We start from the raw sequence: 13411 nt of genomic DNA, 5'->3' as shown, positions 1-13411 counted from the left end.
GGCGGCGGGCCCGCCCCTTACTCGACGCCATGCACAATCGACCCAGCCTGATTTCCCTGACTTGCGCGCTTGCCGCCGGCACCCTGCTGGCGGCTTGCTCGTCCGCGCCCAAGCCGCTGTACACGCAGGAGCAGTTCGACGCATCGAGCAGCCCGTACACGCATACCTTCCACGAGAGTTCGACGGCCACCTGCGAGGCGGCGCGCCGCGCGCTGCTGAGCCAGGGCTACATCACCAACCTGGCGCGGCCCGATACGGTGGACGGCAGCAAGAATTTCCAGCCGAACAACGATACCCACGTGGTGATCGAGTTCCACGTGGTCTGCGTCGACGCCGATGCGGACTCGAGCTCGAGCATCGCCTACGTGAACGCGGTGCAGGACCGCTACACGCTGAAGAAGACCAATACCTCGGCCAGCGTCGGCCTTTCGGTGCTGGGCTCGGTGTCGCTGCCGATCGGCTCGAGCGACGATTCGATGGTGAAGATCGCCAGCGAGACGATTCCCGCCGGCGTGTTCTACGACCGCTTCTTCAAGCTGGTCGATCACTTCCTGAAGGTCGACCCGGCACGGCACGGCAAGGCCGCCGCCAAGGCCGCCGAGAAGGAGCCGGTGGCGCCGCTGCCGGAACCGGCCCCGAGCACCGGCACGCCCGGCGACGACGGCTCGGTGAAGCTGAAGACGCCGGCCGTGCCGACCCCGCCCTCGGCACCGATCTCGGGCCTCGCGCCCGTGCCGGTGGCGGCCACCGGCGCGGCCGCGCTGGCGACCGCCGCGCCGGGTGCCGCCCAGGCCCATGCCGTGACGGCTCCTGGCGCGGCGATGCCGGCAGCTCCGGCAGCCCCGGTGGCCCCGGTGGCAAGCCAGGCGCCGGCCGGTTCGCCGAGCCCGGCACCGGCGCCCGCATCGAGCGCTGCCGCGCCGGCCGCCGTGCCGCACCAGGCCGCCGCCGCGGGAGCGAATCTTGCCCCGGTGCCCGCCGCTGCCACGGCCAACGGCAACCAGGCCGTGGTGCCCTCGACCGGCACCTCCGCCGTGGAAAACGGCGGCGCCGCCCAGGCCGCCGCGGCCTTCACGCCGGGCATCAATGCCTCGGCCGCCGCCCAGGTGGCACCGGCCGCGCCGGGGCTGGTGAACGTGACGCCGGGCGCGGCACCGGCCACGCCGAATCCGGCACCTGCCGCGCCGGCCAGCGCGTCGGCGCCGGCTGCCACGCCGAACGCCGCGGCCCCGTCAGCGCCGGCTCCCTCGCCGGCCGTGCCCGCCTCGATGTCGAGCGCAGTGCAGGCAGCGGCCCCTGCCGCTTCGGCACCGGCCGCCTCGACGCCCGCTGCCTCGACGCCCACCACATCGGCACCCGCTGCCGCCTCGGCTGCCACGCCGAATCCCTGAGCCTGCGCTTGCGGCTCATCCCCGTCGCTCATCGCGAGCGACGAGGAATATCCCCCACCGAGATTCGAAATCCATCAACGATGCGATGCGTCGTTGACACCACCGCTCGCCAATGCCGCCGAGCAGCAGCACATCAAGCTGTTCATCGGCGACAGCCAGGAACCGGCGGCCTATCATAAGCTCACCACGCGAGACGGCCCGCGCGAATCCACGCTCAATTCCGGCAACGGCAAGATCCGCTTCGAGGTGACGATCAACGGCAAGAAATCCGATGGTCAGCCGTTCACGGTCAATTTCGGCATCCTCGTTTCGGAAGACGGCCACGACAGCGACTACAACGACGGGATCGCGGTCCTGCAATGGCCGATCGGCTGAGCAAAAAAAGGAAACAGGAATGCAAAACGGCCGCCTCGAATACGGGCGGCCGTTTTTCGATGCATCACGCCTCGCTCCGGCATTCGTCCGGAGCGGGACACACGCGGTTCGCTCAATCCCATTCAGGCGCCAGGCCGGCCGGGCTCACTTCGCGGCCGTTGCGCTCGAGGCCGGCGATGCGCGCCATCTCCGCGTCGCTCAGCTTCAGGTCGCGAGCCAGCAGGTTGCTGGCCAGGTTGGCGCGCTTGGTCGACGAGGGAATCACCGCGTGACCGAGCTGCAGGGCCCAGGCCAGCGCCACCTGCGCCGGCGTCGCGCCATGCGCGGCCGCGATCTCGCCGAGCACCGGGTCGCCCAGCACCTTGCCGTAGGCCAGCGTCATGTACGAGGTCACGGCGATGCCCTGCGATTCGAGGAAGGCCACCAGCTTGCGATTCTGCAGATAGGGGCTCAGCTCGATCTGGTTGGTCGCGATCGCCTCGGCGCCGAGCACCTCGATCGCCTCCTGCGTCAGCGCGATATTGAAGTTCGAGATGCCGATCTCGCGCGTCAGGCCGCGCGCCTTGGCTTCGGCCAGCGCCTCGAGCGTGGCCGCCAGCGGCACGCCGTTGCCGGGCGCGGGCCAGTGGATCAGCGTCAGGTCCACCTGGTCGGTGCGCAGCTTGGCGAGGCTCGCCTCGAGGCTCGGCGCCAGCTTGTCGGCCGCGTAATGGTCGACCCAGATCTTGGTGGTGAGGTACAGCTCCTGGCGCGCCACGCCCGATTCGGCGATCGCGCGGCCGACGTCGGCCTCGTTGTCGTAGATCTGCGCGGTGTCGATCGCGCGGTAGCCGAGCTCGAGCGCGTCGCGCACCGAGTCGACCACCACCTGCCCTTTCAGGCGAAACGTGCCGAGGCCGAACGGAGGAATGCGATTCATGATTCGTTGTCCTGTCGATGAGTGCCGGCGCGATGCCGGCCGGATAAGGATGAAAAGCGGATGAAAAGCGGCGCGCCGGGCGCGCCGCGCGAGTCTTCGGGCGCTCAGCAGGCCAGTGCCCGCGGACGGCGGCGCAGTTGCGAGAGCACCAGCAGCAGGCCCAGCGCGGCGATTCCCGCGCCGACCATCGGCACCGCCGAGTAACCGAGGCCCGAGGAGATCGCCGCGCCGCCGGCCGCCGCGCCCAGCGCGTTGCCGAGGTTGAAGGCGCCCACGTTGACCGAGGAGGCCAGGCCCGGCGCTTCCGAGGCGGCGCGCATCACGCGCATCTGCAGCGGCGGCACCACCGCGAAGGTCGCGATGCCCCACACCAGCAGGGCCAGCGCGGCACCCACATGGGTCGCGGCCAGCATCGGGAAGGCCAGCATCACCACGATCAGCAGCAGCAGGAAGGCGATCAGGCTGCCGTCCAGCGAGCGGTCGGCGAGGCGGCCGCCGGCCACGTTGCCGATCGAGAAACCGACGCCGATCAGCACCAGCATCGCGGTGACGAAACCCGGCGTGGCATGCGTGAGCTGCGCGAGGGTCGGCGCCACGTAGGTGTAGAGCGTGAACATCGCGCCCGCGCCCAGCACCGTGGTGGCCAGCGCGCCCAGCACCACGGGGCGCGTGAGCACCGCGAGTTCGGCGCGCAAATCTGGCATGCGGCCCGACTCGCCCCTGGGCAGGGCCGCGAACAGCCCCGCGATCGCCAACAGGCCGAGGCCCGCGGTGGCGACGAAGGACATCCGCCAGCCGATCATCTGGCCGAGCCAGGTGGCCGCCGGCACGCCGCCCACATTGGCGATGGTGAGGCCCATGAACATGGTCGCCACCGCGCTGGCCTGCCGCTCGCGCGGCACCACCGAGGCCGCCACCACCGAGCCGATGCCGAAGAAGGCGCCGTGGTTGAGGCTGGTGACGAGGCGCGCCAGCAGCAGCGTGGTGTAGTCGGGCGCCACCGCCGAGAGCAGGTTGCCGATCGTGAAGATGCCCATCAGCAGCATCAGCGCGGTGCGCCGCGAGGCGCGCGCCAGCAGCAGGGTCATCACCGGCGCGCCGACCATCACGCCGATCGCGTAGGCGCTGATCAGCATGCCGGCGCTCGGGATCGTGACATGCACGCCCTCGGCGATCACCGGCAGCAGCCCCATCGGCGAGAACTCGGTGGTGCCGATGCCGAACGCGCCGACGGCCAGCGCGAGCAGCGGAAGCGTCGAGCGCGGGGCCGACGCGGCGGGAGAGGAGGAAGCGTTCATGGCAGCGGATCCTGTGGCGAAGCGGGCGACGGACGCCCGCGATTTCGGTTGATGCGTAGTGTGCCCGCGATGTTGCCATGCAAAAAGCCGGCCGTCGTGGAAAGACCCTTGACTCGAAGTCAATGATCGGGGCACTGGCGAACCCTCCACCCTTGCCGTTGCAAGGCAAGGACACGCGTCATCATTCACGCTTATTGTTTCGATAAGTGTTTTTTATTGCTTCATCATCACGAATCTCCACGTAATATGCCAATTTCCTTCATTGCTTCGGCGATCCGGCCGCAGCCCGCATTCCCGCACGAATTTCCTTCCGAAGCCCAAATTCGATCTTTTGCTCTATTGATGCATAATTGATCTATCGCGCCGCAGCACGGCTGAACGGCGCCATCCTTCATAAGCACCGAGACAGGAGGCAAGGCATGAGCACCGAATCGCTCGCGATCGACACCGGCCGGAAGCGCTCGCAAGCCGCCACCATGCGCATCACGGCGGCCGTCGCCGCGATCGCCGGCGGCCTCTACGGCTACGACACCGGCATCATCTCGGGCGCGCTGCCGCTGATCGCGCGCGATTTCGCGCTCGACTACCGCGCCCAGGAATGGGTGGCCGCGGCGATCCTGCTCGGCGCCGTGATCGGCGCGCTGGCCTGCACGCGCCTGTCGGCCAGCCTGGGCCGGCGTCGCACGATCCTGGTCGTGTCCGCGATCTACACCGTCGGCGTGATCGCCGCCGCGCTGTCGCCTTCGGCGCTCTGGCTGGGCGCGGCGCGCCTGGTGCTCGGCTTCGCGGTGGGCGGCTCGACCCAGATCGTGCCCACCTACATCGCCGAACTCGCCGAGCCGGCGCGGCGCGGCCGGCTGGTCACCTATTTCAACGTCTCGATCGGGATCGGCATCCTGATGGCGGCCATCGTCGGCGTGGCCGGCCAGCAGCTGGTGGACTGGCGGCTGATGATCGGCCTGGCGGTGCTGCCCTCGCTGGTGCTGCTGTTCGGCATCTCGCGGCTGCCCGGCAGCCCGCGCTGGCTGGTCGAGCAGGACCGCCTGCACGATGCCAGCGCCGCGCTCGCGCAGGTGCGCGACTCGGAGCGCGCGGTGCGCGAGGAGCTGGCCGAGATCCGCGCCACCGTCGAGCGGCAGCGCCGCGACGGCGCCGGCGGCTGGCGCGCGATGCGCGAGCCCTGGGTCAGGCCCGCGCTGGTCGCCGGGCTCGGCGTGGCCGCCTTCACCCAGCTCACCGGCATCGAGATGATGATCTACTACACGCCGACCTTCCTGCGCGACGCCGGCTTCGGCGCCTCGGCCGCGCTCTGGGCGGCGCTGGGCGTGGCCACCACCTACCTGGTGATGACCTTCGTCGGCAAGCTCCTGATCGACCACGTCGGGCGCCGCGCGCTGAGCCTGGCGACGCTGCCGGTGGCCGCCGCCAGCCTCGCCGCGCTCGGCTGGGTGATGCAGGACGGCGCCGGCGGCACGCAGCGGCCGCTGTGGATCGTGGCCTGCCTGATCGTGTTCATGATCTTCAACTCGGGCGGCATCCAGCTGATCGGCTGGCTGCTCGGCTCCGAACTCTATCCGGTGGCGATCCGCAACCAGGCCACCGGCGCGCACGCGGCCACGCTGTGGGGTTCGAACCTGCTGCTCACGGGCACCGCGCTGAGCATGACGCAATGGCTGGGGGTGGGCGGCGCGATGTGGGTCTATGCGGCGCTGAACCTGCTGGCCTGCCTGTTCATCTATTTCGCGGTCCCGGAGACGCGCGGGCGCAGCCTCGAGCACATCGAGCGCGCGCTCAAGGAAGGCCGCTTCACGCCGCGCGCCGCCGCCCGCGCGCGCCGCGCGCCCTGAAACACCGCGGCCGCGGCGGTCGCCGACGGGCAAACCCATGTCGGGCGCCGGGATGACCGGCGCCCGACGTTCCCGGTATCATGGCCGGTTACCGCAGGAGAACTTCCCCATGTCATCCCCCTTCCCTTCCACGCTGCGCACCGATCGCGCCCTGATCAGCGACTGCGACGGCGTGCTGGTCGACAGCGAGGCCATCGCCGAACGCATCGTCATCGAGCGCCTCGAGGCGCTCTGGCAGGTCGAGGGCGTGCACGACGCGATCCGCCCGCTGCTCGGCATGCGCACGGCCGTGGTGCTGACCGAGGCCGCCAAGGTGTTCGGCCGCAGCATCGACGAGCCGCAGATCCACGCGATCCGCGAGGAGATCCGCACGCGCGCGGCCGATGCGCCCGAGATCGCCGGCGCGGTCGAGGCGCTGAAGTCGATCGAGCTGCGCCTGGCCTGCGCCAGCAACAGCGACCTCGATTATGTCGAGCGCGTGGTCAAGCGGCTCGGCCTGGACAGCGTCTTCGGCAACCGCCTCTTCACGGGCGAGCGCGTGGCACGGCCCAAGCCCGCGCCCGACGTCTACCTGGCCGCCTCCGAGACGCTGCAGGTGCCGCCCTCGGGCTGCGCGGTGGTGGAGGACAGCGTGACCGGCGCGCGTGCCGCGCTGGCCGCCGGCATGACCGTGCTCGGCTTCACCGGCAGCGCGCACGCGCCGGCCGAGCGGCGCGAGGCGCTGCGCGAGATCGGCGTGCACGTCACTTTCGAGCGCATGACGGAACTGCCCGGCGTGGTGGCGCGCTGGCTCGACGGCGAGTTCGGCGTGGCCAGCGATTCGTCGCAGCCGGCGAATTCGGCGGCCTGAGCCGGCGCCGATCGCCGGGCGGCGATCCATCGATTCGGTGCCGTAAAAACAAAACGGGCCGTCTCTCGCGAGACGGCCCGTTTCGTCAACATGCGGCGGCCATGCACCGCCGCGTGCCGTTCACCCGGCGCTCAGAGCGCCGGGATCACGTCGATGCGCAGCGCGGCACCGCCGTTGGCGACTTCCAGCAGGCGATCGACGTTCGGATGCGCGCCGGGACGGTTGCGCGCGTCGGCCGTGTGCTCGCCGAACACCGCCAGGCCATGCTCGGCCGCCTTCGCGTCGAGCGTGCCGAACACCAGTTGCAGATAGTGATAGACGGCCAGCGAGCCTTGCTTGCCGGGCTTGTTCTCGATGGTGGCGAGCACCGCGCCGCTGGCATCGACCAGGTCGATCCGTTCGATGCCGTCGATAGGCGGCAGTTGGGCGAGGTTGTCCTTGAAGACGGGGGTCGGTCGAATCACGGCAGGCTCCGCTGGAGGTCGGTAAAAGTGGGCGGGCCGTATCTTAGTCGATATTCCCGGTCGACATTGTCGGCCGCCATCGGCGCGACGCGCCTGCCTCGCCGATCGACACAGGCCGGCGCGGTTTTTCGGCGCCCGGTAGAATCGGTCGCTTCCTTCACCGCCCCGCCCCTTGCCATGACGCATTTCGCTCCCGTGCGGCTCGACCATGCGAGCCGCCTGCTCAACCACGGCCCGACGGTGCTGGTCACCAGCACCGTCGGCACGCGCCGCGACGTGATGGCCGCCGCCTGGTCGATGCCGGTCGAATTCAAGCCGCCGCGCCTGGCCGTGGTGATCGACAAGAACACCTATACGCGCGAGCTGATCGCCGCGAGCGGCATCTTCGGCATCGTGGTGCCGGGCTTCGCCGCGCTCGACCTGACCTTCGCGGTGGGCAGCGCGAGCGGCCGCGACGAGGACAAGTTCGCGCGCTACGCGATCGACGCGCGCCCCGGCCCCGAACTGGGCGTGCCGGTGATCGAGACCGGCTGCGCGGCCTGGCTCGAATGCCGCCTGATTCCGGAGCAACACACCGAGGATGCCTACGACACCTGCTTCTGCGAGGTGGTCTCGGCCGCCGCCGACAGCCGCGTGTTCGCCGACGGCCACTGGAACCTCGACGACAGCCACCCGGAGCTGCACACCATCCATCATCTCGGCGCCGGCAAGTTCGTGCGCGCCTCGAGCATCACGCAGGCCAAGCCGCTGTAAGCGGCCAGGCGCCCGACCGCGCCGCCCACCACGATCTGCCGCCGCCCGCCTTCCGACGGGCGGCACCCTCCCTCACAGCAAGGCCATCAGGTTCGCGACCACCTGCTCGCGCTCGCGTTCGCGCGTGGCCAGCGCCAGGCGCGCCACCGCCGGCACGCCGTCGATGTCGAGATAACGCACGCCCTGCACGCGCACCTGCTCGAACGCGGCCGGCACGATCGACAGCCCGAGCCCGGCCGCCACCAGGTTGATCACCGAGGAGATCTGCGGCGCCTCCTGCGCGAGCCGCGGCAGGAAGCCGGCGCGCCGGCAGGCATCGAGGATCTCGGCGTAGAGCGTGGCGCCGGCCGGCCCCGGCACCAGCACGAAGGCCTCGTCGGCGAGCTCGGCCAATGCCACGCGCCGCCGCTGCGCGAAGCGATGCGAGGCCGGCACCACCAGCTTCATCGGCTCGTCGGGAAACGGCCGCAGCGCCAGGCCCTCGAACGAGGTCGGGCACGGCCGCACGAACACCGCGTCGAGCCGCTCGTCCGCGAGCCGCCGCACCAGCTCGGGCGTGTTGGCCTCGTCGAGCGACACGTCCACGCCGGGATAGGCGGCCTTGAAGCGCTGGATCAGCGCCGGCACCACGGGGTTGAACACGGCCGAGGCGGTGAAGCCGAGCCGCAGGATGCCGGTTTCGCCATTGCCGGCCTGCTGGGCCGCGCGCCGCGCCCGCGCCGCGTCGTCGAGCACCCGCGCGGCCTCGACGCGGAAGGCCTGGCCAGCGCTGGTCAGCACCACGCCGTGCGCGGTGCGCCGGAACAGCTCGACGCCGAGCTCGCGCTCCAGGTTGCGGATCTGCTGGCTGAGCGGCGGCTGGCCGATGCCGAGCCGCTCGGCCGCGCGCGTCACATTCGATTCCTCGGCGATCGCGAGGAAATAACGGAGATGGCGGAGTTCCATGAGATATCTGTGAAACGTCTTTCTTTGATCCTTTTCATATATTGGACAGTATAACTAGCGACGCGGACAATCGGGGCTGTCGTCAAGTCCTTACGTCCGTACCATCATGAGCCCCGCTTCCTCCCCCGCCCCGGCAGCCGCCGACACGCGCGTCGCCCCCGGCAGCGCCGACTATCGCCGCATCAGCCTCGCGCTGTTCCTGGCCGGTTTCTCGACCTTCTCGCTGCTGTACTGCGTGCAGCCGCTGCTGCCGCTGTTCGCGCAGGCTTTCTCGATCGGCGCGGCGCAGAGCTCGCTGGCGCTGTCGCTGTCCACCGGCTGCCTCGCCGTCGCGATCCTGGCGGCCAGCGCGCTGTCCGAGCGCCTGAGCCGGCGCCGCCTGATGTTCGTGTCGATGGCGCTGGCCGCCGCGCTGAACCTGGCGGCCGCCTGGATGCCGAGCTGGCCGGGCGTGCTGGTGGCGCGCGCGCTCGAGGGCCTGGTGCTGGGCGGCGTGCCGGCCACCGCGATGGCCTACCTGGCCGAGGAGATCCAGCCGCGCGGGCTCGGCCTGTCGATGGGGCTCTACGTGGGCGGCACCGCCTTCGGCGGGATGGTCGGGCGGGTCGGCATGAGCATGCTGAGCGACTGGATGTCGTGGCGCGCGGCGATGCAGTGGATCGGCGCGATCGACATCGCGGTGGCGATCGGCTTCGCGCTGCTGCTGCCCGCCTCGCGCCACTTCGTGCCGCGCGCGGGCGTGAGCCTCGGCGAGCATGTCGCGCAATGGCGTCGCCAGCTCGCGCACCCGGCCCTGCCGGCGGTGTTCGCGATCGGCTTCCTGGCGATGGGCGAATTCGTGACGATCTACAACTACGCGGGCTTCCGCCTGATGGCGCCGCCCTTCTCGCTCGACGCCACCCGCTGCGGCCTGATCTTCAGCGCCTACGTGTTCGGCATCGTCGCCTCCTCCACGGCCGGCGCGCTGGCCGACCGCTTCGGCCGGGCACCGGTGATCGTGGCCGGGGTGGCGACCAGCGCGGCCGGCGTGGCGCTCACGCTGGACGCCTCGCTGGCGGTGGTGATCGTCGGCATCGCGCTGCTGACGATCGGCTTCTTCATCACGCATTCGGTGGCCAGCAGCTGGGTGGGCCTGCTCGCGCAGGGCGCCAAGAGTTATGCCTCGGCGCTCTACCTGCTGGCCTATTACGTCGGCTCCAGCGTGCTCGGTTCCTGGGGCGGGCAGTTCTGGCAGGACGGCGGCTGGCACGCGGTGGCGGCCTATGCGCTGGCCTTGCTGGCGGCGGCCCTGGCCTGCGTGGCCTACCTGGCGCGCGCCGCGCGGCGAGTGACGCGCCCGGCTGGCGGGGCGCACACGGCCTGAAGCGCGGATAAGGCGCGGGTAAGGCGCGATCCCGCCGTCACCGCCGACCTCGCCTTCGCTTCCCCCAGATCGCCTCATCGCCCCATCGCTACACGGACCTGCCACACAGGCCTGCCACACTGCCGCGCAACCCGGCTCACCCCCGGCCCCAGCGACAGGACAGCCCCCAGGATAGCCCCATGTGGCAGGAAGACCGTCATCAACGCATCCGCGCGCTGCTCATCGCGCTGCATCGCGTCTCGACCGAACGCATCATGGCCGAGCTGGGCGTATCGCGCGAAACCGTGCGGCGCGACCTGCTCGACCTCGAAACCCTCGGCGAGCTGGTACGCGTGCGCGGCGGCGCGATACGTCCCGACGCGCCGGCCGCCGCCATCGAACGCGCGCCCGCGCGCGAACGCGTCGAGCGGGCCATCGCCAAGGCCGCGGCAGCCCAGGTCGGCGCCGGCCAGACCCTGTTCCTCGACGCCGACAGCCGCAGCCAGGCGCTGGCCGACGAACTGGTCGCGCTCGAAGGCCTGACCATCCTCACCAACTCGCTCGACGTGGTCGCGCGCCTGCGAGCGCCGCTGACGCAAGCGGCCAACGCCAACCAGGTGATCATGCTGGGCGGCGCGGTGCCCGCCCGGACGCTGGCCACCGCGAGCGCCGAGACGGTGCGCGAGATCCAGCGCCATCGCGCCGACCTGGCCCTGCTCGCGCCGGACGGCCTGGACGCGCGGCACGGCGCGAGCCATGTCGACCGCGCCCAGGCCGAGGTGGCGCGCGCGATGTGCGAGGCGGCCGACCGCGTGGTGATGCTGGCCGATGCCGCGCGCCTGGGCCTGCGCAGCCGCGTGAGCTATTGCGCGGCCGACGCGATCGACCTGCTCGTCACCGAACGCGGCGCCGCCGGTGCCGACGCCTTCGCCGCGCTGGAGCGGCGCCTGCCGAAGGTGCTGCTGGCCTGAGGCGCCGGCGCCCGGTGCGCGTGTCGATGCGAGGCATGGCCGCCGCGTCGAGGCAAAGACGCCACGGAATGACACACGATTGACAAGCTCGACGTAAAGAATCGCCCGGGAAAACCGCCCAATGCCGCTCGCCGGTTGCTTTCGGGCCGGTTGCAGAGATTTGCTGATTTGCCGATTCGTGGAATTGTCGTTAGCATTTTTCATCGTTCCGGTTTCGCGTCCCGCCTCCCTGTCGCGATCCGGCTGCCCGCCCCGTTGTCGTCAGGAAGTCCGATGAGCCGTCGTCACCTCGCGCTGTTCGATCTCGACCACACCCTGCTGCCGCTCGACAGCGACCAGTCCTGGGCGCACTTCCTGGCCCGGATCGGCATCGACGGCGCGGCCGAGCACGTGGCCTCGATCGACCGCCTATATCGCGACTACGCGGCCGGCGCGCTCGACATGGACGGCTACCTGCGCGTGGCGCTCGCGCCGCTGGCGCGCCATACGCGCGCCGAGCTCGACGGCTGGCACCAGCGCTACATGGCCGACGTGATCGAGCCGGCGATCCAGCCGGCCGCGCGCGAGCTGATCGAGCGCCACCGGCAGGCCGGCGACCTGTGCTGCATCGTCACCGCCTCGAATGCCTTCGTGACCGGCCCGATCGGCCGCGCGCTCGGCTTCGAGCACCTGCTGGCGATCGAGCTGGCCACCGAGGGCGGCGATCCGGCCGCGCGCTACACCGGCGCGGCGCTCGGCGTGGCCTCGTTCCGCGAGGGCAAGGTCACGCGCACCGAGCAATGGCTGGCCACGCTCGGCGCCAGCCTCGAGGATTTCCCGCGCAGCTTCTTCTACAGCGACTCGATCAACGACCTGCCGCTGCTGGAGCGCGTCACCGACCCGATCGCCACCAACCCGGATGTGCGATTACGGGCGATCGCCGACGAACGCGGCTGGCCCGTGCTCGAGCTGTTCCCCTGAACCCGGAGGGGCTGGCAGCCGTTGCCCGCGCCGTCCCCACCATTTGCCTCGCCGCCCCGATCGCGACGATGCCGCACGACGAAGCCGCGCCCCCGGGCGCCGCCGTCCCGAACGAATACCGATAACGATGAAAGAACGCGCCACCGTCCTGTGCCGACGCGACAACAAGATCCTGCTGGTGACGCGGGCCCGCTCGCGCTGGGCCCTGCCCGGCGGCACCATCCACGCCGGCGAGACGCCGCACGAGGCGGCCTGCCGCGAGCTGTTCGAGGAAACCCGCCTAGACGATCTCGAACTGCACTACGCGTTCCAGTTCGGCGGGCTCAGCAAGCGCCACCATGTCTTCATCGCCGACGTGCCGGCCGGACGCAAGGCGGTGGCCAGCAACGAGATCCTGCGCTGCCACTGGTTCGGCCGCCGCAAGTTCGAGACGCTGGCCGTCAGCGTGCCGACGCGCAAGATCGTCGAGATGGTGACGAAGATGGGGACGTGAGGGCGTCGATCCCGACCTCGCCGCCCTCACGTCCGGGACCGGCGCGGCGGCGCGGCGGCACGAACGCGCCGCGCTCCCTTCAATCGAACGCGCGCCCCATGCGCTCGGCGTCCTCGGCCGATTGCGGGCGCAGCAGCTCGAACATCGCCGATGGCTCGATCGCCGCGTAGTCGCCGGGGCCGCCGGCGCGCAGCACCGGGTGCGCCTCGGCGGTGCGATAGATGCCGTCGCGCAGCAGCTCGCGGCGGATATGCACGGCCACCACCTCGCCCAGCACCAGCCAGCTGTCGAGCTCGCCGCCGCCGGCATCCTGCAGGCGCACGATCTGGGTCTTGCGGCACTCGAAGTGCACCGGGCTGGCCGCCACGCGCAGCGCGCGCACGCGCCGCGACGGCATCAGCTCCAGGCGCGCCACGTCCGCCTCGCTCTGGCCGCGCGGCAGCGGCGCGCAACTGATGTTCATCTGCTCGACCAGCGCGCGCGTGGTGAGGTTCCAGACGAATTCGCCGGTCGCGTCGATGTTCGCCACGCTGTCCTTCCAGCCCAGGCTGGCGAAGCCGATGATCGGCGGCCGGTAGTTGAAGCCGTTGAAGAAACTGTAGGGCGCGAGGTTCGGCCGGCCTTCGGCGTCGACGCTCGAGATCCAGCCGATCGGGCGCGGCCCGATGATCGCGTTGAACGGGTCGTGCGGCAGGCCGTGGCCGGCCGCCGGTTCGTAGTAGTGGTAAGGGGATTCCTGGGGCGCGCTCACGCGGGGCTCCTGCTCGAGTCGGGGAAGAATGGCGCGCGGGGCCGGCCGGGGT

The 13411-nt window shown here is 70.8% G+C and carries 13 protein-coding genes and 1 pseudogene; 9 read left to right on the top strand and 5 right to left on the bottom strand.

Features of this window, described 5'->3' with window-relative positions:
- Nucleotides 1-29: 29 nt before the first annotated feature.
- On the top strand, nucleotides 30-1391 hold the full coding sequence (locus BM43_RS29890; RefSeq protein ID WP_036052059.1) for a DUF2242 domain-containing protein: 1362 nt from the start codon (nucleotides 30-32) through the stop codon (nucleotides 1389-1391).
- 108 nt (nucleotides 1392-1499) lie between these two features.
- Nucleotides 1500-1766: pseudogene (locus tag BM43_RS29885) on the top strand (fucose-binding lectin II); the annotation flags it as partial.
- A gap of 112 nt (nucleotides 1767-1878) precedes the next feature.
- Here the strand turns inward: BM43_RS29885 and dkgB are convergent.
- Both dkgB and BM43_RS29875 read right to left on the bottom strand, forming a co-directional pair.
- Nucleotides 1879-2685: a 2,5-didehydrogluconate reductase DkgB gene (gene dkgB / locus BM43_RS29880; protein WP_036052062.1), complete on the bottom strand. Its 807-nt coding sequence runs from the start codon at nucleotides 2683-2685 to the stop codon at nucleotides 1879-1881.
- 104 nt (nucleotides 2686-2789) lie between these two features.
- Nucleotides 2790-3983 (bottom strand): MFS transporter, encoded by a 1194-nt coding sequence (locus tag BM43_RS29875; protein ID WP_036052064.1) that lies wholly within the window; start codon nucleotides 3981-3983, stop codon nucleotides 2790-2792.
- Nucleotides 3984-4402: 419 nt separating this feature from the next.
- Here BM43_RS29875 and BM43_RS29870 point away from each other — a divergent pair, with 419 nt between their 5' ends.
- Both BM43_RS29870 and BM43_RS29865 read left to right on the top strand, forming a co-directional pair.
- Nucleotides 4403-5830: a sugar porter family MFS transporter gene (locus BM43_RS29870; protein WP_036052066.1), complete on the top strand. Its 1428-nt coding sequence runs from the start codon at nucleotides 4403-4405 to the stop codon at nucleotides 5828-5830.
- Nucleotides 5831-5939: 109 nt separating this feature from the next.
- Nucleotides 5940-6680: an HAD family hydrolase gene (locus BM43_RS29865; RefSeq protein ID WP_013697326.1), complete on the top strand. Its 741-nt coding sequence runs from the start codon at nucleotides 5940-5942 to the stop codon at nucleotides 6678-6680.
- Between the two features lie 131 nt (nucleotides 6681-6811).
- On the opposite strand, the gene BM43_RS29860 is transcribed toward BM43_RS29865, so the two are convergent.
- Nucleotides 6812-7144 (bottom strand): DUF2322 family protein, encoded by a 333-nt coding sequence (locus BM43_RS29860; protein WP_036052068.1) that lies wholly within the window; start codon nucleotides 7142-7144, stop codon nucleotides 6812-6814.
- Between the two features lie 177 nt (nucleotides 7145-7321).
- Here BM43_RS29860 and BM43_RS29855 point away from each other — a divergent pair, with 177 nt between their 5' ends.
- Nucleotides 7322-7897: a flavin reductase family protein gene (locus BM43_RS29855; RefSeq protein ID WP_036052070.1), complete on the top strand. Its 576-nt coding sequence runs from the start codon at nucleotides 7322-7324 to the stop codon at nucleotides 7895-7897.
- Between the two features lie 72 nt (nucleotides 7898-7969).
- Here the strand turns inward: BM43_RS29855 and BM43_RS29850 are convergent, their stop codons facing one another.
- Nucleotides 7970-8842: a LysR family transcriptional regulator gene (locus BM43_RS29850; protein WP_036052071.1), complete on the bottom strand. Its 873-nt coding sequence runs from the start codon at nucleotides 8840-8842 to the stop codon at nucleotides 7970-7972.
- 106 nt (nucleotides 8843-8948) lie between these two features.
- On the opposite strand from BM43_RS29850, the gene BM43_RS29845 reads away from it, so the two are divergent.
- From BM43_RS29845 to BM43_RS29830, 4 genes are all read left to right on the top strand, one after another.
- Nucleotides 8949-10205, top strand: a complete 1257-nt coding sequence (locus BM43_RS29845) for an MFS transporter (protein WP_036052072.1) — start codon at nucleotides 8949-8951, stop codon at nucleotides 10203-10205.
- A gap of 179 nt (nucleotides 10206-10384) precedes the next feature.
- Complete coding sequence (locus tag BM43_RS29840; RefSeq protein WP_036052073.1) at nucleotides 10385-11155, top strand: DeoR/GlpR family DNA-binding transcription regulator; 771 nt, start codon at nucleotides 10385-10387, stop codon at nucleotides 11153-11155.
- A gap of 273 nt (nucleotides 11156-11428) precedes the next feature.
- Entirely contained in the window at nucleotides 11429-12115 is a 687-nt protein-coding gene (locus BM43_RS29835; protein ID WP_036052075.1) for an HAD family hydrolase, read from the top strand.
- 127 nt (nucleotides 12116-12242) lie between these two features.
- Complete coding sequence (locus BM43_RS29830) at nucleotides 12243-12608, top strand: NUDIX hydrolase (RefSeq protein ID WP_017920116.1); 366 nt, start codon at nucleotides 12243-12245, stop codon at nucleotides 12606-12608.
- A 79-nt stretch (nucleotides 12609-12687) separates the two neighbouring features.
- On the opposite strand, the gene BM43_RS29825 is transcribed toward BM43_RS29830, so the two are convergent.
- On the bottom strand, nucleotides 12688-13359 hold the full coding sequence (locus BM43_RS29825) for a flavin reductase family protein (protein WP_036052076.1): 672 nt from the start codon (nucleotides 13357-13359) through the stop codon (nucleotides 12688-12690).
- Nucleotides 13360-13411: the final 52 nt, after the last annotated feature.

Source organism: Burkholderia gladioli (genome assembly GCF_000959725.1).
In the GTDB taxonomy this organism is placed as follows: Bacteria; Pseudomonadota; Gammaproteobacteria; order Burkholderiales; family Burkholderiaceae; genus Burkholderia; species Burkholderia gladioli.
This window is presented reverse-complemented; position numbering and strand designations above follow the sequence as displayed.

What these genes read in the sequence shown, in the direction of transcription:
- BM43_RS29890 (WP_036052059.1), top strand. Translation starts at nt 30, where the DNA reads ATGCACAATCGACCCAGCCTGATTTCCCTGACTTGCGCGCTTGCCGCC.
- dkgB (WP_036052062.1), bottom strand. Translation starts at nt 2,685, where the DNA reads ATGAATCGCATTCCTCCGTTCGGCCTCGGCACGTTTCGCCTGAAAGGG.
- BM43_RS29875 (WP_036052064.1), bottom strand. Translation starts at nt 3,983, where the DNA reads ATGAACGCTTCCTCCTCTCCCGCCGCGTCGGCCCCGCGCTCGACGCTT.
- BM43_RS29870 (WP_036052066.1), top strand. Translation starts at nt 4,403, where the DNA reads ATGAGCACCGAATCGCTCGCGATCGACACCGGCCGGAAGCGCTCGCAA.
- BM43_RS29865 (WP_013697326.1), top strand. Translation starts at nt 5,940, where the DNA reads ATGTCATCCCCCTTCCCTTCCACGCTGCGCACCGATCGCGCCCTGATC.
- BM43_RS29855 (WP_036052070.1), top strand. Translation starts at nt 7,322, where the DNA reads ATGACGCATTTCGCTCCCGTGCGGCTCGACCATGCGAGCCGCCTGCTC.
- BM43_RS29850 (WP_036052071.1), bottom strand. Translation starts at nt 8,842, where the DNA reads ATGGAACTCCGCCATCTCCGTTATTTCCTCGCGATCGCCGAGGAATCG.
- BM43_RS29845 (WP_036052072.1), top strand. Translation starts at nt 8,949, where the DNA reads ATGAGCCCCGCTTCCTCCCCCGCCCCGGCAGCCGCCGACACGCGCGTC.
- BM43_RS29840 (WP_036052073.1), top strand. Translation starts at nt 10,385, where the DNA reads ATGTGGCAGGAAGACCGTCATCAACGCATCCGCGCGCTGCTCATCGCG.
- BM43_RS29835 (WP_036052075.1), top strand. Translation starts at nt 11,429, where the DNA reads ATGAGCCGTCGTCACCTCGCGCTGTTCGATCTCGACCACACCCTGCTG.
- BM43_RS29830 (WP_017920116.1), top strand. Translation starts at nt 12,243, where the DNA reads ATGAAAGAACGCGCCACCGTCCTGTGCCGACGCGACAACAAGATCCTG.